This is a genomic window from Kushneria sp. EE4 (assembly GCF_977968315.1).
Genome location: NZ_OZ386212.1, coordinates 3,042,495 through 3,060,529, shown reverse-complemented (window position 1 = coordinate 3,060,529; position 18,035 = coordinate 3,042,495). Strand labels below are relative to the sequence as shown.

General features: G+C 63.2%; 13 protein-coding genes. 7 read left to right on the top strand and 6 right to left on the bottom strand.

The features are described 5' to 3' along the window. Positions 1-149: 149 nt before the first annotated feature. Positions 150-809 carry a hypothetical protein gene (locus ACXMYO_RS13845; protein WP_457809141.1) on the top strand — a complete coding sequence of 220 codons (660 nt, stop codon included), beginning with the start codon at positions 150-152 and terminating at the stop codon, positions 807-809. A gap of 493 nt (positions 810-1,302) precedes the next feature. On the opposite strand, the gene ACXMYO_RS13840 is transcribed toward ACXMYO_RS13845, so the two are convergent. Both ACXMYO_RS13840 and ACXMYO_RS13835 read right to left on the bottom strand, forming a co-directional pair. After that, positions 1,303-5,076: a nitrate reductase subunit alpha gene (locus tag ACXMYO_RS13840; protein ID WP_457809140.1), complete on the bottom strand. Its 3,774-nt coding sequence runs from the start codon at positions 5,074-5,076 to the stop codon at positions 1,303-1,305. 22 nt (positions 5,077-5,098) lie between these two features. Continuing rightward, complete coding sequence (locus tag ACXMYO_RS13835; protein ID WP_457809139.1) at positions 5,099-7,765, bottom strand: nitrate/nitrite transporter; 2,667 nt, start codon at positions 7,763-7,765, stop codon at positions 5,099-5,101. A gap of 221 nt (positions 7,766-7,986) precedes the next feature. Between ACXMYO_RS13835 and ACXMYO_RS13830 the strand changes: the two genes are divergently transcribed. The 3 genes from ACXMYO_RS13830 (at position 7,987) to ACXMYO_RS13820 (ending at position 11,037) form a co-directional block, all read left to right on the top strand. Continuing rightward, positions 7,987-9,711: a histidine kinase gene (locus ACXMYO_RS13830; RefSeq protein ID WP_457809138.1), complete on the top strand. Its 1,725-nt coding sequence runs from the start codon at positions 7,987-7,989 to the stop codon at positions 9,709-9,711. Beyond that, positions 9,704-10,387 (top strand): two-component system response regulator NarL, encoded by a 684-nt coding sequence (gene narL, locus ACXMYO_RS13825; RefSeq protein ID WP_438765381.1) that lies wholly within the window; start codon positions 9,704-9,706, stop codon positions 10,385-10,387. Before ACXMYO_RS13830 ends, narL begins: the two co-directional genes overlap by 8 nt. 83 nt (positions 10,388-10,470) lie before the next feature. Continuing rightward, a complete protein-coding gene (locus ACXMYO_RS13820) occupies positions 10,471-11,037 on the top strand; it encodes a peptidylprolyl isomerase (protein WP_457809137.1) in 567 nt (188 codons plus the stop codon). Between the two features lie 88 nt (positions 11,038-11,125). Here ACXMYO_RS13820 and hmpA read toward each other — a convergent pair whose 3' ends face one another. Then, entirely contained in the window at positions 11,126-12,304 is a 1,179-nt protein-coding gene (gene hmpA, locus ACXMYO_RS13815; RefSeq protein WP_457809136.1) for an NO-inducible flavohemoprotein, read from the bottom strand. A 232-nt stretch (positions 12,305-12,536) separates the two neighbouring features. On the opposite strand from hmpA, the gene norR reads away from it, so the two are divergent. Then, entirely contained in the window at positions 12,537-14,099 is a 1,563-nt protein-coding gene (norR, locus tag ACXMYO_RS13810) for a nitric oxide reductase transcriptional regulator NorR (RefSeq protein WP_457809135.1), read from the top strand. A gap of 129 nt (positions 14,100-14,228) precedes the next feature. On the opposite strand, the gene ACXMYO_RS13805 is transcribed toward norR, so the two are convergent. The 3 genes from ACXMYO_RS13805 to ACXMYO_RS13795 all read right to left on the bottom strand — a co-directional run bounded on the left by ACXMYO_RS13805 (position 14,229) and on the right by ACXMYO_RS13795 (position 16,257). After that, complete coding sequence (locus tag ACXMYO_RS13805; protein WP_438765374.1) at positions 14,229-14,657, bottom strand: organic hydroperoxide resistance protein; 429 nt, start codon at positions 14,655-14,657, stop codon at positions 14,229-14,231. A gap of 65 nt (positions 14,658-14,722) precedes the next feature. After that, the gene (locus tag ACXMYO_RS13800) at positions 14,723-15,184 is read right to left on the bottom strand and encodes a transcriptional regulator, SarA/Rot family (protein WP_438765373.1); all 462 of its coding nucleotides are present in this window, start codon (positions 15,182-15,184) and stop codon (positions 14,723-14,725) included. A gap of 239 nt (positions 15,185-15,423) precedes the next feature. Next, the gene (locus ACXMYO_RS13795) at positions 15,424-16,257 is read right to left on the bottom strand and encodes an inositol monophosphatase family protein (protein ID WP_457809134.1); all 834 of its coding nucleotides are present in this window, start codon (positions 16,255-16,257) and stop codon (positions 15,424-15,426) included. A 242-nt stretch (positions 16,258-16,499) separates the two neighbouring features. Between ACXMYO_RS13795 and ACXMYO_RS13790 the strand changes: the two genes are divergently transcribed. Continuing rightward, positions 16,500-17,633, top strand: a complete 1,134-nt coding sequence (locus ACXMYO_RS13790; protein ID WP_457809133.1) for an NADH:flavin oxidoreductase — start codon at positions 16,500-16,502, stop codon at positions 17,631-17,633. Between the two features lie 88 nt (positions 17,634-17,721). Continuing rightward, the gene (locus ACXMYO_RS13785; protein WP_438765370.1) at positions 17,722-18,030 is read left to right on the top strand and encodes an ArsR family transcriptional regulator; all 309 of its coding nucleotides are present in this window, start codon (positions 17,722-17,724) and stop codon (positions 18,028-18,030) included. Positions 18,031-18,035 lie beyond the last annotated feature (5 nt).

Below are 18,035 nucleotides of genomic sequence, written 5' to 3'. Positions count from 1 at the left end.
CTGCCGTTATAGTTAAATTTTGTATATGAAAATTAGAAATCAAGAAATCTTGATAATATTCTCATGGCTGCAAGTCTAAACCATAACTGATTGTGAAATTAATAAGATAAAGCCGTTGTTAAATTTAAATAATTGCTCAAGAGTGAATTATGCTAAATACCTTTCATTCCTTGCTGATTGATCAGTCAAACTTTATCGGAGTTGTTGTAACGATATTAATTGTGGGGTTGCCCACTTATTATTATAAATTGCGACCTGAGAGTATTGAAAGAAAAAGACAAATCTCAAATGAAAAGTTTGAATCTCTCAGCATCGCACATGACAACCTAAAAGATGACAACCCTACTTCAAAAGCTAGGCTTGAATTTAGAGGTCGCGCATATTTGGGAAAGCTCGTCAATTATGAATTAATTGATATGGCGTATAAAACAGACCGTCCCATGGTGGCCCTTGACGCTTTAGAGCGATCAGGGAGCTATATATACAAAAAAAACGGCGAGTTTGGATGCTCCCCTGAAGCCTATGCGTTTCCTACACATGAAGAGGCTAAATATTACCAAAAATTAGGATTGTTGTTCTATATAATTGGATGTTTTATTTTTTTCGGGTATATAATACTAGCACTGAACTTTTCAGCGCCCGTAGAGCATGTGGGGACATCTGCCATAGTATCATTTATTCCATTCACGATGATGGTTATCTCAATGGCTAACTATAATTCTAAATCCAATTTAAGCAGAATTGGAGATATGGTCAAAGAAGTAAGTCCTGAACGATTGAGTTTGAGAAAGAAAAAAGGTTTTTGGTAACACAATAATATTATAAATATTGAATTTTAATTATTGCCGGCCTTCTTGCTTGGCGCAGTCTCTATGATTGGATCAACCAGCCTCTGCTGGCGGGCTTCACATTTCGTAGCGGCGGAAAGCCAAACGATACAGTCGCTCACAGGTCTTGGTTCGTAATCAGAGCGTGTGGTCAGGCAATGTATAGGGTTGACTCAGCAGCGCTGACGGATTCACGTACCCATCACCGGCGCTCTCAATATCGTTGGTGTAGGCTGGGTCGAACAGGCAGAGCAGGATCAACCAGGAGAGTTGAGACATCTACGAGTAGCCGCATCGCTTTTCTCCAGCTCGTCCAAGCGCACGTGGGTTTCGTCTTCCTGAATCGTTTGTCAGAAGTCATCTAGTACGTTTTGCTGTTGAACCACAGGCCGACCAAAAAAAGGCGCCCCTCTCACGAGGGGCGCCTTTTTGGTGGGTGACCGTTGATACCCACCGTCACGGTCGTCGAACAGCCTTACCCTTTCGCCGGTTCCTGCACGCTGTCGTTGCCCTCCCCGTCGAGCCATTTGACGTGATGCATGCGCCGCACCACCACGAACTCGTCGCGGTTGGAGCCGACGGTGCCGTAGTAGTTGAAGCTGTAGGAGAGCTGCGCGTAGCCGCCGATCATGTGCGTGGGCTTGGGGCACACGCGGGTGACCGAGTTGTGGATGCCGCCGCGGGTGCCGCTGATCTCCGAGCCCGGTACGTTCACGATCCGCTCCTGGGCGTGATACATCATCGCCATGCCGGTCTTGACCCGCTGGCTGACCACGGCGCGCGCGGCAATCGAGCCGTTGGCGTTGTAGAGCTCGATCCAGTCGTTGTCCGCCACGCCCAGCGATTTGGCATCGTCTTCGGAGAGCCACACGATCGGCCCGCCGCGTGACAGCGTGAGCATCAAAAGGTTGTCCGAGTAGGTGGAGTGGATGCCCCACTTCTGGTGTGGGGTGATCCAGTTGAGCACCCGCTCGGGGTTCTGGTTGCCATCCGGGCGCTGGACCCCGGCCATCGCCGCGCGGGTGTCGATCGGCGGACGATAGGTCAAAAGGCTCTCGCCGAAGGCGCGCATCCAGGCGTGGTCCTGATAGAACTGCTGGCGACCGCTCAGGGTGCGCCACGGGATCAGCTCGTGGACGTTGGTGTAGCCGGCGTTGTAGGAGACGTGTTCATCTTCGAGCCCCGACCAGGTGGGGCTGGAGATGATCTTGCGCGGCTGGGCGACCACGTCGCGAAAGCGAATCTTCTCCTCATGCTTGGGCAGCGCCAGATGGGCGTGTTCGCGGCCGGTAATTTTGGACAGTGCCTCCCAGGCGCGCACCGCCACCTTGCCGTTGGTCTCCGGGGCCAGGGTCAGAATCATCTCGGCGGCATCGATGGCGCTGTCGATGATCGGGCGACCCTTCGCCGGGCCTTCGGACTTGCAGCGATTGAGCTTGCCGAGCAGATCGATCTCGGGGCCGGTGGGCCAGCTGATGCCCTTGCCGCCGTTGCCGAGCGTGTCGAGCAGCGGCCCGATCGAGGTAAAGCGCTCATAGGTGGCCGGGTAGTCGCGCTTGACCGCGATCAGATTGGGCATGGTGCGCCCGGGGATCGGGTCGCACTCGCCGCGCTTCCAGTCGCGCACGTCCACCTGCGCCAGTTCCCCCGGGGAGTCGTGCTGCATGGGCTGGGTGACCAGATCGGTCTCCTCGCCCAGATGCCCCACGCAAACCTTCGAGAAGGCCTTCGCAATGCCCTTGTAGATCTCCCAGTCGCTGCGCGACTCCCAGGCGGGGTCGGTGGCCGCGGTGAGCGGGTGGATGAAGGGGTGCATGTCCGAGGTGTTGAGATCGTCCTTCTCGTACCAGGTGGCCGTAGGCAGCACCACGTCGGAGTAGAGACAGGTGGTCGACATGCGAAAATCGAGTGTCACCAGCAGGTCGAGCTTGCCCTCGGGGGCCTCATCGCGCCACTGCACCTCTTCCGGCAGGGCGCCGCCCATTTCGCCGAGATCCTTGCCCTGCAGCCCGTGGGTGGTGCCCAACAGGTACTTGAGCATGTACTCGTGGCCCTTGCCGGAGCTGCCCAGCAGGTTGGAGCGCCACACGAACAGGTTGCGCGGGAAGTTCCGCGGGTTGTCCGGCTCCTCGGCGGCAAAGCGCAGATCGCCACTCTTGAGCTGATTGACCACGTAGTCGTTGAGCCCCTGACCGGCGGCCTCGGCGGCACTGGCCAGGCGCAGCGGGTTGGTGCCCAGCTGCGGGGCGGACGGCAGCCAGCCCATGCGCTCGGCGCGCACGTTGAAGTCGATCAGGCTGCCCGAAAACTCCTCGCGGCGGGCCAGCGGCGAGAGCAGGTCCTTGATCTCGACCTTTTCAAAGCGCCACTGGCTTGAGTGGTTGTAGAAAAACGAGGTGCCGTTCATCTGACGCGGCGGGCGGTTCCAGTCCAGCCCGAACGCCAGCGGCAGCCAGCCGGTCTGCGGGCGCAGCTTCTCCTGACCCACGTAGTGGGCCCAGCCGCCGCCGGTCTGACCGATACAGCCGCACAGGATCAGCATGTTGATCAGACCCCGGTACTGCATGTCCATGTGGTACCAGTGGTTGAGCCCGGCCCCGACGATGATCATCGAGCGGCCGTGGGTCTTGTCGGCGTTGTCGGCAAACTCGCGCGCCAGCCGGGTGACCTGAGCGGCCGGAACGCCGGTGATCGCTTCCTGCCAGACCGGCGTATAGGGGCGCATCTGGTCGATCGAGGTGGCGCCGTCATCCTCGCTGTCTTCCAGTGTCAGGCCCTGGTCGATGCCGTAGTTGGCCACCATCAGGTCAAAGACCGTCACCGCCAGCACCTGGCGGCCATCGGCCAGACTCAGGCGCTTGGCCGGCAGATTGTGATAGAGCACGTCATTGCCATCGACGTGGTTGAAGTAGTCATGACGGATGTGACCGAAGTAGGGGAAGCCGACCCGTGCCACCTCGTCATGGGCGGGGACCAGCGACAGGCGCAGGTGGATGTCGGCGCCGTCGGCGTCGCGCTGCTCCAGGTTCCAGCGGCCCTTGCCCGCCTCTGCCTCGCCCCAGCGAAAGCCGATCGAGCCGCGCGGCACGACCAGCTGGTCGCGGGTTTCGTCCCAGCCGACCGTTTTCCACTCGGGGTTGTTGTCCTGACTCAGGGCCTCATCAAAGTCGGCGGCGCGCAGCTGGCGGCCGGGCACGAAGCTGCCGTCTTCCCGCGCTTCCAGCTCGACCAGCATCGGCATGTCGGTGTAGTGACGCACGTAGTTGGTGAAGTACTCGCTGGGCCGCTCGAGGTAGAACTCTTTCAGGATGACGTGGCCCATCGCCATGCCGAGCGCCGAGTCGGTGCCCTGGGTGGGGCTGAGCCACTCGTCGCAAAGCTTGGCGACTTCGGCGTAGTCCGGGGTGATGGCGACCGTCTTGGTGCCCTTGTAGCGCACCTCGGTGAAAAAGTGCGCATCCGGGGTACGGGTCTGGGGGACGTTGGAGCCCCAGGCGATGATGTAGCTCGAGTTGTACCAGTCGGCGGATTCCGGCACGTCGGTCTGTTCGCCCCAGGTCTGCGGGCTGGCCGGCGGCAGGTCGCAGTACCAGTCATAAAACGACAGGCATACCCCGCCGATCAGTGACAGATACCGGGCGCCGGCGGCGTAGGAGACCATCGACATGGCCGGGATCGGCGAAAAGCCGGTGATGCGGTCCGGGCCGTACTGCTTGGCGGTGTAGACGTTGGAGGCCGCCACCAGGGTCTGCATCTCCTCCCAGTCGGCGCGCACAAAGCCGCCCATGCCACGGATTTTCTTGTACTGCGCGGTTTTGGTCGGGTCTTCGACGATCGAGGCCCAGGCATCGACCGGGTCCGGATGGGTTTCGAGCGCCTCGCGCCACAGCCGGATCAGCGCCTTGCGCACCAGCGGGTACTTGAGCCGGTTGGCGCTGTAGAGATACCAGGAGTAGCTCGCCCCGCGCGGGCAGCCTCTCGGCTCATGGTTGGGCAGGTCCGGCCGGGTGCGCGGGTAGTCGGTCTGCTGGGTCTCCCAGGTGACCAGGCCATTCTTGACGTAGATCTTCCAGCTGCACGAACCCGTGCAGTTTACCCCGTGGGTGGAGCGCACCACCTTGTCGTGCTGCCAGCGGGCGCGATAGCCGTTTTCCCACTCGCGGTTCTCCTCGCGCAGCTCGCCGTGGCCGCCGGCAAAGGGGGCGCGGATCTTTTTCATGTACTGCAGTCGGTCGAGAAAATAACTCATGGGTCAGTCTCCTTGGGCGTGCCTAGCAGGGGGCCGGGGCGTTACGACGGGCGTAATACCACCAGGTCAGTGCCATGCAGCTGAGATAGAAGAAAATGAAGCCGTAAAGGGCCGGCGCCACGCTGCCGGTCATGTCGGTGGCGGTGCCGTAGGCCTTCGGGATAAAGAAGCCACCGTAGGCGGCAATTGCCGAGATGAAGCCGAGCACGGCGGCGGATTCGCGATTGGCCTCGGTACGCACCTGATCGAGCTGGTCGTCGCCCAGGGCGTTGCGGCGCTGATTGAAGAAGATGACCGGCACCATGCGGTAGGTGGAGCCGTTGCCGATGCCGGTGGCCACGAACAGCACCATGAACATCGCAAAAAAGCCGAGGAAGCTGCCGCCCTGGCCCTGCTCGGGCAGGCAGGCCAGTACGCCGAACACGCCCAGCGCCATCAGCGCGAAGTTCCACAGCGTCACCCGGGCGCCGCCGAGTCGGTCGGAAAGCATGCCGCCCAGCGGGCGGGCGAGTGCCCCGACCAGCGGCCCCAGAAAGGCGTAGCGGGTGGGGTCGACGGCCGGGAACAGCATGTTGGAGAGCAGCGGAAAGCCCGCGGCAAAGCCGATGAAGCTGCCAAAGGTGCCCAGATACAGCCAGCTCATCAGCCAGTTGTGCAGCCGCTTGAAGATCACCGCCTGATCGCGGAAGGAGGATTTCGCCGAGGCGATGTCGTTCATGCCGAACCAGGCGGCGAGTGCGGCGATGGCAATCAAGGGCACCCAGATCAAGGCGGCGTTTTGCAGCCACACCGGATCGCCGGCGTGTACGCCCTGCTGGGTAATCAGCGGGTCACCGGCCAGCGGACCCAGCGCGCTGGTGGCAATCACCAGCGGGCCGATCAGCTGCAGCGCCGAGACCCCCAGGTTGCCCAGACCCGCGTTGAGGCCCATGGCGGTGCCCTTTTTGGCCTGCGGGTAGAAAAAGCTGATGTTGGCCATGCTGGAGGCGAAGTTGCCGCCGCCGAAGCCGCACAGAAGCGCCAGGATCAGCATCACGCTATAGGGGGTATCCGGGTTCTGCACCGCCATCCCGATCCACAGACACGGCAGCAGCAGTGACGCGGTGGAAATGGCCGTCCAGCGCCGGCCGCCAAAGATCGGCACCATGAAGCTGTAGAAGATGCGAAGCGTCGCGCCGGACAGCGACGGCAGCGCGGCCAGCCAGAAGAGCTGATTGGGGCTGTAGCCAAAGCCGAGCTGTGGCATGCGCACCACCAGGATGCTCCAGATCGACCACACCGCAAAGGCCAGCAGCAGGTTGGGAATCGAGATCCACAGGTTGCGCCGGGCAATGCGGGCGCCCGTGGTCTGCCAGAAGGTCTCGTCTTCCGGGTGCCACTCGTTAAGTACCAGCGAGCGGGGCGCGGCAAGCTCCGGCAGGTCGGTGCTGCGCGGTGTCCTGCCCCAGCTCTTGTTGTCGGCGCGGTTGATGGCGTAGTGCATCCACGCAAGGGCCGCTATCACCACCACAAACAGCAGCATGAAGCAGCTCTGCCAGATGCCCACCACGTCGTTGAGCATGCCGAACGTCAGCGGCAGCAGAAAACCGCCCAGCCCGCCGACCATGCCAACCACGCCACCCACCGAGCCGACATGATCCGGGTAGTAGACCGGGATGTGCTTGAACACCGCCGCCTTGCCCAGCGACATGAAAAACCCGAGTACGAAGATCAGCACGATAAACAGCGACAGCGGCGTGCCCAGTGAAAAGCCGACCTCGCCGCGGACGCCATCGACCACGAACCGGCTCGGCGGATAGCTCAGCACCAGCAGGCACAGCGCCGAGACGCCCAGCGTCCAATACATCACCCGGCGGGCGCCGATGCGGTCCGACATCACCCCGCCCAGAATGCGAAACAGAGAGGCCGGCACCGAATAGAGCGCGGCCACCATGCCGGCCGCGGCGATGCCCAGGCCGTAGACTTCCATCAGGTAGTGGGGCAGCCACAGGGCCAGCGCCACGAAGCCGCCAAAAACAAAGAAGTAGTACAGCGAGAAGCGCCACACGCGCATCTCGGAAAGCGGCGCCAGCTGGGCCTTCAGCGGTACCGGCGCCTTGCGCTGGGCGTGCTGCGGATCTTCTTTCGCCAGAAACCAGAACGCCACGCCGGCCAGTGCCAGCACGGTGGCATAGACCAGCGCCGTGCCCTGCCAGCCCATCGCCAGCAGCAGAAAGGGCGCGGCGAAGTTGGTGATGGCGGCACCCACGTTGCCGGCACCGAAAATGCCCAGTGCCGTGCCCTGCTTGCCGGCGCTGTACCAGGCCGAGGTGTAGGCGACCCCGACGATGAAGCCGCCGCCGGCCAGCCCCACGCCGAGGGCGGCCAGCAGCAGCATGGCGTAGCTATTGGCAAAGGTGAGCAGGTAGACGCAGGCGGCGCTGACCAGCATGAGCAGGCTGAACACCCGACGCCCGCCGAAGCGGTCGGTCCAGATGCCCAGCAACAGCCGGCTGATGGAGCCGGTGAGCACCGGCGTGGCCATCAAAAGCCCGAGCTGCGTATCGGACAGGCCGAACTCCTGCTTGAGACGGACCCCGATGATGGAAAAGATCGTCCAGACCGCGAAGCACAGCGTGAAGGCTAGCGTCGAGAGACCCAGTGCGCGCTGCTGCTGCGAGCGTGGGGGGGATGCGGTGTCTGCGCTCATGATGGTGCCCTCTTTGCCCTGGTAATGGCGTTGGGGCTACTGTGCGCGAGATGGCGCGAGCGCTTTTGATCGTTGTCAAAATAGATTCGTCAAAATAGCGTTAAATCAGGATGTTATCTCATTGGCGATAGTGACCGACGCACGCGCAGGTCACTGAAGGAAAAGCCCTTTACGGACGCATCTACCTCCCTGGAGGTAGACAGGTTGCACAGGAGAACGCCATGGGGGTATTCACCCGGTTTGTGCCTTCTCATTACGCTCTGAGCCTGACGCTGGGGCTGATTCTGGCGGGGGTGTCGCTGCTGGCGCTGGGCGGGATGGTGGCCAGCGGCTGGCTGGCGGACACGGCGCGCCATGACGCCCGGGTGATCAATCAGGCCGGCTCGCTGCGCATGCAGACCTGGCGGCTGATGGCGCAGGCGCCCACCGCTGACCCCGCCCGGTGGCGCACGCTGCTACACGGCATCGATGACACCTGGCAACATCTTGACGAAGCGGTGCGCCGCGAATATGACGATGACGTGGCAGAGCACCTGGGGCCCCTGCGGCGTGAATGGGTCAACACTCTGGGCCCGGCCATGCGCACGCCCGAGCAGGCCGCGCGCGTCGATCCGGGCCGTATTACCGCGCACGTCAGCGATCTGGACGCGCTGACCGGTGAGCTGCAGACGCTGGCCGAGGCGCGGATTACCCGCCTTCGCGCCCTGCAGGTGGTGCTGCTTTTGCTCACCCTGCCGCTGATCGGCTGGGGGGCGTATCAGCTCCACTGCCACGTGCGCCGCCCGCTCGGCCGGCTTCTGGTCGTGATCGAGGCGCTGCGCGCCGGCGATCTCAAGGTCCGCAGTGGCTACTGGCGCAACGACGAGATCGGGCTGCTGGCGGCCACCATCGACGACATGGCCGGCCAGCTCGATCTGTTCTACTGCCGTCTCAACGATCAGGTCGAGGACCGCGCCCACCGCCTGGAGCAGAGCCATCTGGCGCTGACGCTGTTGTATGACAACGCGCGCTATCTGGCCACGACGCCACCGGATGCCATTGACCCCGAGCAGGCGCTGCGCCCCTTCGAGGCGCTGATGGCCCCGGCAGAACTGACCCTGCTGCCCCACCAGGACGACGGGGAAGACGATGCCGGCGCCTGGCGCTTCCCCCTGCAGGGCGATGCGGAGACGCCGCTGGTGTTGGTGGCCCGGCTGCCCGGCGGGGCGCCGCTGCCGAGCTGGAAGGGACGGATCTGCGAGACGCTGGCCGATCATCTGGGGGCGGCGTTGGCGCTACGCGCTCAGGGGCGCCACCGGCGTCGGCTGGCGCTGATGGACGAACGCGCCGTGATCGCCCGCGAGCTGCATGACTCGCTGGCGCAGTCGCTGAGCTATCTCAACATTCAGGCCCTGCGGCTGGCCCGCGGCCTGCCGGACATTACCGACAGCGACGCCCCGGCCATTGTCGGCGAGCTGCGCGAGGGTATCGATCAGGCCTACCGTCAGCTGCGCGAGCTGCTGGTCACCTTTCGCCTGCGCCTGACCGAGCACGGCATCAACGCCGCCGTGCAGGCCACGATTGAAGAGTTTGCCGAGCGCGGTGCGCTGGTGATCGACACCACGCTTTCGATTGCCGATGACGTCTTGTCCCCCGATGCGGAGCTGCATCTGGTGCAGATCCTGCGCGAGGCGCTGGCCAATGTGGTCCAGCACGCTCGGGCGCAACGGGTCACGGTGACCCTGATCGATCAGGGGGGCTGCATCGATCTGGCGATCGAGGATGACGGGGTGGGCCTGCCCGAGCACCCCACCCGCACGCATCACTACGGCACCATCATCATGGAAGAGCGCGCCCGCAGTCTGGGCACCACGCTGACGCTGGCCCGGCGCGAGGCAGGCGGCACGCGGGTAGCACTGAGCTTTATCAATGGGGCCACATCTCAGGAGGCACCGCAGGATGAATAATCACGACATGAGCCCTGACGACATGAGCCACCGGGCGACGCCACGCGGCGTACTGGTGGTGGATGATCACCCGCTCTTTCGACGCGGCGTGCAGCAGCTTCTGGCCATGAGCGCGTCGCTTTCGCTTGCAGGCGAGGCCGACAGCGGCGCCGGGGCGCTGGATTTCTGTACCCGTCATGTCCCGGATCTGATCCTGCTGGACATGAAGATGGCGGGCATGGACGGCATCGAGACGCTGACCCGGCTGCGCGAAGCGGGTGTTGCGGTACCGATCGTGATGCTGACCGTCTCCGAGGCGCAGGATGACGTACTGGCCGCGATTCGCGCCGGTGCCAGCGGCTATCTTTTGAAGGACACCGCGCCGGAAGAACTGCTGGCGGCCATCGAGGCACTCGATGAGCAGGAGGACGCCTTTGATCCGCGGCTGATGGGGCTTTTGACCCGGGCGCTGCGCGAGCCGGCCCCCGGCCCCGAGGCACTGGTGGCCCGTCTCACCCGGCGCGAGCGCGACATTCTGCGCCTGATCGCGCGCAGCTACGCCAACAAGGAGATCGGCCGACGCCTGGACATCAGCGAGGGCACGGTCAAGGTCCACGTGCGTCACCTGCTCAAGAAAATGGGCATGCGCACCCGCACCGAGGCGGCCGTCTGGGCGGCTCAGGAAGGCTGGAAATAGCGCTGGAAACAGGTGCGGGGCTGGTCAGATCCTGCGCGCCCGGCTAGTCTGGCGGGCCCTATCGTGTGACTGGAGCGCTTTTCATGCTGAAACCGTTACTGCGCGGCTGCCTGCTGGCGCTGCCGCTGCTCTCTCCCCTGGCGCTGGCCGATGCCGACCACCCCCATGTCGAGATCATGACCGGTCAGGGCAACATCGAGCTGGAGCTTGACGCCACCGCGGCGCCCAACACGGTAGAGAACTTTCTGCGCTACGTGGAAGACGACTTCTATCAGGGCACCGTGTTCCACCGCGTCATCGACGGTTTCATGATCCAGGGCGGCGGCATGACCGCCGACATGTCGACCAAAGAGACCCATGACCCCATCGCGCTGGAAGAGAGCGGGCTCAAGAACACCCGCGGCACCATCGCCATGGCGCGGACCGGCCAGCCGGATTCGGCCACCAGCCAGTTTTTCATCAACCTGGTCGACAACCAGGCGCTGGATTACCGCAATCTCTACGAGCCCGGCTATACCGTCTTCGGCCACGTGGTCTCGGGCATGGACGTGGTCGATGCCATTGCCGGCGCGCCCACCACGAAAAAAGGCCCGCACGCCGACGTGCCGCGCGAGCCGATCACCATCGAAGGCGTCCGACGGCTGGACTGAAGCCTTCAGGGCCTGATGACATGACCACGGCCCCGGCCACCTTCTCGGGTGGCCGGGGCCGTTTGATGCTGGACGCATGATCGATTGATCAGTGCAGTTGACCGGAGGGGCCAAAGTACTCGAAATGGCGATGCGATGTATCGACACCCAGCGCGGCCAGTTCGCGGTCGATATCGCGCATGAAGCCGGTGGGGCCGGTGAAATAGCAGCTCGGCGTGGCCTCGCGCGGCAGGTAGTCTGCCAGCAGGGCGCGATCGATGAGACCCTGATGGCGCTGGCCGTCGCGGGTGACCGGCTCGCTGTAGACGTAGCGATAGACGAGCTGACTGCCATACTGTTCGGCCATTGCCTTCAGGTGCTCATGAAAGGCATGAACGCGGGCGTTGCGGGCCGCATGCAGGTAAATGACCTGACGCCCGGCCTCAAGGGCCTGCGCCATGAGCGACAGCATCGGGGTCTGGCCGACGCCGGCGCTGATCAGCATGACCGGCGCGTCGCGGTCGTCGAGCACCATCTCGCCCACCGGCGCCAGCAGTTTGACGTGATCGCCCACATTGACGTGATCATGCAGGTGCCGACTGGCACGCCCCTGGCCTTCGCGCTTGACCGAGATGCGATAGACGTCATCCCCCGGATTGGAGGTCAGGCTGTACTGGCGCAGGGCCTGCTCACCGTCGATCTCGAGCGACACGCCCAGATACTGCCCGGCCTGAAAGGTGCGTACCGGCTGATCATCGAGTGGCTTGAAGTAAAACGACACGATCTCTTCGCTTTCCACCACGCGATCGGACAGGTAAAAGTCGCGCTCGCCACGCCAGCCACCCGGGGCGCCTTCAAGCGCCTGATAGGTGTTCTCCTCGGCGGCGATCAACCGATCGGCAAACTCCCAGTAGAGCCCGCTCCAGGCGTCAAAAATCTCGGGGGTGACGGCATCCCCCAGCACCTCGCCGATCGCCGACATCAGACATTCGGCAACGATGGCGTACTGATCGGGCTGCAGATTGATCGCCACGTGCTTGTTAACGATCGGTCGCATGAGCGCCTCGAGCGCCTCGGGGTCCTGACGGTTGAGCGCGTAGGCCACCACCGACCGGGCCAGCGCCCGGGGCTGCTCGCCGGTCTGCTGATGGCGCATGTTGAACATCGAGCGCACGTGCGGATAGCGCTCGAACATCAGCGGATAAAAGGTGGCGGCGATGGTTTCGGCGTTTTCGGCCACGACCGGGGCGGTGGCGCTGATGACTTCAAGCTGCTTTTCGTTGAGCATGACGCGCTCCTGGCGACAGGTGAGCAATATGAGACACCTTTCATATTGCAATTGTCGTGCCATACCATGCCAGCCGCGACAGCCTGCCACACCCGAATCGCTGCAGGGCCCGTGTGTGGCGCCGCGCATGACTTCTGCCGGCCATGTCACGCTGGCAGGAAAGATGTCGTCATGGTCATAATGACCACGATCAGGCCAGTCAAAATGACCCCACGACCGTCGGAGTGTCGATATGACCATCTTTTCAAGAGCGCTGCGGGAGCTGCTGGCGGCGCTGAGTGATGGCAAGAGTCCGGAGACACTGCACCCGCAGTGGTCCCGCGTGCTGGCCGCGCTGGTAGGCAACTATCCGGCCGATGCCAGCACGCTGATGGTCAGCGTCGAGGGCGGGCTGCAGCCGGTCGCGGTGCTGGGCATGGGCAGCGAGGTGTGCGGCCGGCGCTTTCAGCTGGAGGCGCATCCAAGGCTGGCCGCGATTGCCGCCCATCCACAGGTCTGTCGCTTCCCGCGCGACTGCGCCCTGCCGGACCCCTTTGACGGCCTGATCGATGCCGATCTCACCCACGTGCACGACTGCATGGGTGTGGCACTGCGCGACGGCGACCGGCTGCTGGGCATGCTGACACTCGATGCGCTGGTGCCCGATCAGATGGCGGACATCGATGACGACGAACTGATGGCGGCGGCCGAGCTTTTGGCCACCTGCCTGCGCCTGACCGGCCAGCTCGAGGACACCCGTTCGCGGCTCAATCAGGTGCTCTCACCGGAAGAGAGCGCGCCGCTGCGCTCTCCTGGCTGGCACAGCCCGGCCATGGCCCGACTGTATGAGAGCATGGCGCTGGTGGCGCCTACCGATCTGAGCGTGCTGCTGCACGGCGAGACCGGCGTGGGCAAGGAGCGGCTGACGCGCTATCTGCATGAACGCTCGCGGCGCTGCAACGGCCCGCTGGTCAAGGTCAACTGCGCCACGCTGCCTGAATCGCTGATCGAAAGTGCGCTCTTTGGTCACCGGCGCGGCGCCTTTTCCGGCGCCAGTCGCGACCACCGCGGCCATTTCGCCATGGCCGATGGCGGCACCCTGATGCTTGACGAGATCGGCGAGCTGCCGCTCTCCCAGCAGCCGCGGCTGCTGCGCGTACTCCAGGAAGGCGAGATCCAGCCGCTGGGCAGCGACCAGCCCATCAAGGTGGATGTGCGCCTGATCGCCGTGACCAATCGCGATCTGGCCGCGGAAGTGGCCGCCGGGCGCTTTCGCGAGGATCTTTATCACCGGCTGAGCGTTTTCCCGCTGCGTATTCCGCCGCTGCGCGAGCGTCGCGAGGATATCCTGCTGCTGGCCGGGCACTTTCTGGAAGATAACCGGGTGCGCCTGGGGCTTGCCAACCTGCGGCTGGACATCAGCGCCGAACAGGTCCTGCTCGCCTGGCACTGGCCCGGCAACGTGCGCGAGCTTGAACATACCCTGAGCCGCGCCGCCCTGCGTGCGATGGGCGAGACGCGCCCGGAATCGCGCCGATCGGCGGTGGTACGCATCGATGCGGGGCATCTGGATCTGCCGGTCGAGAAATCTCCGGACCGGGCCGCGCCGGCAGCAGATGGCTTATCCACACCCCTTCGCTCGCCACCGGCTGTGGATAATACCCTTTCCCTGCGAGAGGCCACCGACACCTTTCAACGCCATCACATCGAACAGGTACTCACCGCGCATGATCACAACTGGGCCGCCAGTGCCCGGGCGCTGGACATGGACAGCGCCAACCTGCACCGCCTTGGGCGTCGTCTGGGGCTCAAATAGGCACGATTCGAGGCTGCGAAACGCAGATGTTTCACGTGAAACATCTGCGGTGGCCTCTGCCAGAAATGACAACGCCCGCCTGGGTTGCAGGCGGGCGTTTTTGTTCAAACCCTTTCCATCAGGACCCTGTTAGACCTCGACGCTCAACGTGACGTCGATATTGCCGCGGGTGGCGTTGGAGTAGGGGCACACCACGTGGGCCTTGTCGACCAGCTCATTGGCCAGCGCCTCATCCATGTCCGGCAGGCGAATATTGAGCGTCACTTCGATGCCAAACCCGGTGTCGATCGCGCCGATGCCCACCTCGGCGCCGGCCCAGGCATTGCCCGGCAGGGTGACCTTCTGCTCGGACGCCACGTGCTTGAGCGCGCTCATGAAGCATGCGGCATAGCCGGCGGCGAAAAGCTGCTCGGGGTTGGTGCCGTCACCGCCGTCACCGCCGAGTTCCCGGGGCGTGCTCAACACAACGTCGAGCTTTTCATCGGAGGAGACGGCGCGGCCTTCACGGCCGCCGGTGGCCTGGGCGCTGGCGCGGTAGAGTACCTTTTCGATCGACATGGTCCTGCTCCTGTGGTCGAGCGCGCACTATCAAATCGCGCACGATATAAACGGATAAAAAATGATTAAACCCTGTCCAGCTGCTTTTTCAGGGCGTTGAGCTGATCGCGCAGCGCCTTCATTTCCGAGCTCGAACATCCCGAGGCGCGCTCGACTTCCGCGGGAAGGGTGCGGGCCTTTTCACGCAGCGCGCTGCCGCGCTCGGTCAGCGAGACCTCGACCTGGCGTTCGTCTTCCCGCGTGCGCTGACGCCTGACCAGCTCGGCGCCTTCCAGACGCTTGAGCAGCGGTGTCAGCGTGGCGGAGTCCAGCGACAGCCGTTCGCCGATACCTGACACGGTCAGATGGTCTTCCTGCCACAGCACCTGCATGACCAGATACTGAGGGTAGGTCAGATCCAGCTGCTTGAGCAGACGTCGGTAAAGCTTGCTCATGGAAAGCTGCGTGGCATAGAGCGCAAAGCACAGCTGTGATTCCAGAGCCAGCAGGTCGTCGTGGTGCTCGGAAGAGTGGTTATCATTGGTCATGTTGGCAATCTACATCGCGCGCTATTGAATGGCCAGCTATTTAAATCTATGAGCATCATAGTGCCGGCCGCGAAAGGGGGCATGAGCGTTGAGCGCAGCGTGTCGTTCAAAAGCGGCAACCATGTCATCGCTTATCGTGACGCCAATCGGCGATGACGGACAATAACCTGGGTCAGTTGTCTGTCGTGACAGGGGAAATACCGGCGCGCAGGGCGCGCGCCGGGCAGAAGCGGGAGGAATCAGTCGATCAGAAAATCAAACTTTTCACGCAGGGCGTCCCAGCTGTCCTTCGAGTTGGCAGCGATCATGCGGCCCTGATGCACCGAGGGGCTATAGGGGGTGCCATCCAGCAGCGCGGCGTAACCGCCGGCCTCCTGAACAATCATGATGCCGGCGGCGTGATCCCAGGGCATCAGCTTGCCCGTGAGCATGAAATCCACAAAGCCAAACGCCATGGTGCGGTACTCGTGACAGGCGCAGCCAAAGGCCATCATGCGGGCAAAGTCGGGGAAAAGGCCGGCCATATCGTACTGGGTGTCCTTCGGGAACAGGCGCAGCGAGGTTGAGCCGACCATATCCGAGACTTTTGTGGTGTCGGACATCTGCAGGCGCCGCTCGGTCCCGTCGGGGCGGCCATACCAGGCGCCCTCCCCCTTGCGCGCCATGACCCAGTCATCGACCAGCGGGTCATAGAGCAGACCGAACACGGTCTCGCCGCGGCTGACCACCGCCAGGATCACGCCGAACTGGTTGAGATTGCGCGCGAAGTTCCAGGTGCCGTCGATCGGGTCGATGATTACCGCCATCTCGGCATCGCGGATGGTGTCCAGCAGCGAGGCGTCTTCGGCCACCGCTTCTTCGCCCACGATGGTGGCCTCGGGAAAGGCTTTGGCGACCCCCTGGGTGATCACCTTCTCGGCGCTCTTGTCGGCAATGGTCACCAGGTCATCCGGGCCGGACTTGGTGTCAATGGCGTCGGGGTCGAGCATGCGAAAGCGCGGCAGAATCTCCGTTTTCGCGGCGTGGCGAACGATGTCGATAAGGGTCTGGGCGGCGGCCTGATCCAGGGTCATGACGGGGCTCCTCGAGAAAGGGTGACAAGGCATCGCAAGCCTCGGGGCAGGCGGTGCGATAGAGAAAATCTGTCTATAGCATGGCGTTCATTCAGGGCGATCACCAGTACCAATGGCTGACAGCATGCCGGTGACCCGCCCCGCGACCCTGTGTCGCCGGGCGCAATCGATGAAGGGATTGTCATGATGCTGCCGCTCTGTTTAAATATATTGATATATTTCTATATCAGTAGGTAAACGACATGACGACTTCTGCACAGGCGCTGGCCGCGCCGCTGTTTGAACCCCTCTCGCTGGGTCCGGTCACCATCCCCAACCGCATTGTCATGGCGCCCATGACGCGCAACCAGTCACCAAACGGCGTCCCGGGTGACAATGTGGCGGCCTACTACAAGAGCCGCGCCGAAGGCGGTGTCGGCCTGATCATCACTGAAGGCACCTATATCGATCACCCGGGTGCCAACGGCTACCCGGCCGTACCGGCCTTTCACGGCGAGGCCGCACTGGCAGGCTGGCAGAAGGTGGTCGAGGGCGTTCACGCCGCCGGCGGGAAAATCATGCCGCAGCTGTGGCATGTGGGCCGCGAGCGTCGCCCGGGTGTCGAGCCGGATTCCGCCGTACCGGGTTTCGGGCCGATGTCGATCGTCGAGGACGGCGTGGAAGTCGTGAAAGCGATGACCGAGCAGGACATCCAGGACGTGGCGGCTTCCTTTGCCCGTGCCGCACGTGACGCGAAGGCGATCGGCTTTGACGGGATCGAGCTGCACGGCGCCCACGGCTATCTGATCGATCAGTTTTTGTGGGCCGAGAGCAACCAGCGCGAGGACGAATACGGCGGCAGCCTCGAGAACCGGCTGCGCTTTCCGCGCCTGATCGTGCGCGCCGTGCGTGAAGCCGTCGGCCCGGACTTCCCGATCGTTTTCCGCTTCTCGCAGTGGAAGCTCTCCGACTATGACGCCATCATCGCCGAGACGCCCGAGGCGCTGGGTGAGCTGCTCGACCCGCTGGCCGGCGACGGCGTGGACATCTTTCATGCCAGCACGCGCCGCGTCTGGGAGCCGGGCTTTGAGGGCAGCAGCAAGACCATCGCCACCTGGACACGTGAGCTGACCGGCCGCCCGGTGATCGCCGTGGGCAGCGTGGGGCTGGACAAGACCTTCCGCACCGGGCACTTCACTCGTCAGGAAGACCCGACCTCCAAGAGCCGGGTCAACGTCGAGGAGCTGGCCTCCTGGCGCGCGCGCAACGATTTTGACCTGATCGCCATCGGTCGGGCACTGCTGTCCGATCCGCAGTGGGCCAACAAGGTGCGTGACGGTCGTCTCGATGAGCTGAGTGACTTCGATACCAGCGCGCTGGATGAACTGGTGCGTTAAGTCGCCTTGAGGCGCATCGGCCGGGTTGCCTCGGCAGCCCGGCCGTGAGTGCGTATACTGATCCGGCCTCCAACGCCTGGCCATGATCATGGATATCAATACCGTTTTAAGCGCACTGGCCAACCCGGTGCGGCTGGACATCCTGTCCTGGCTCAAGGAGCCGGAACAGCATTTCCCACCCCAGAAGGACACGGCCCCGCCCGGGGGCATCTGCGTCAGCCATATTCGCGAAAAGACCGGGCTGTCCCAGCCGACCACGTCGCTGTATCTCTCGACGCTGTCGCGCGCCGGGCTGGTCTCCTCCCAACGGGTGGGTCAGTGGACCTACTATCGCTACGAGCACGAGGTCGCCGAGGCGTTTCTGAACGCTTTGAGCGAGCACCTCTCGCGCCGCTGAGCCGG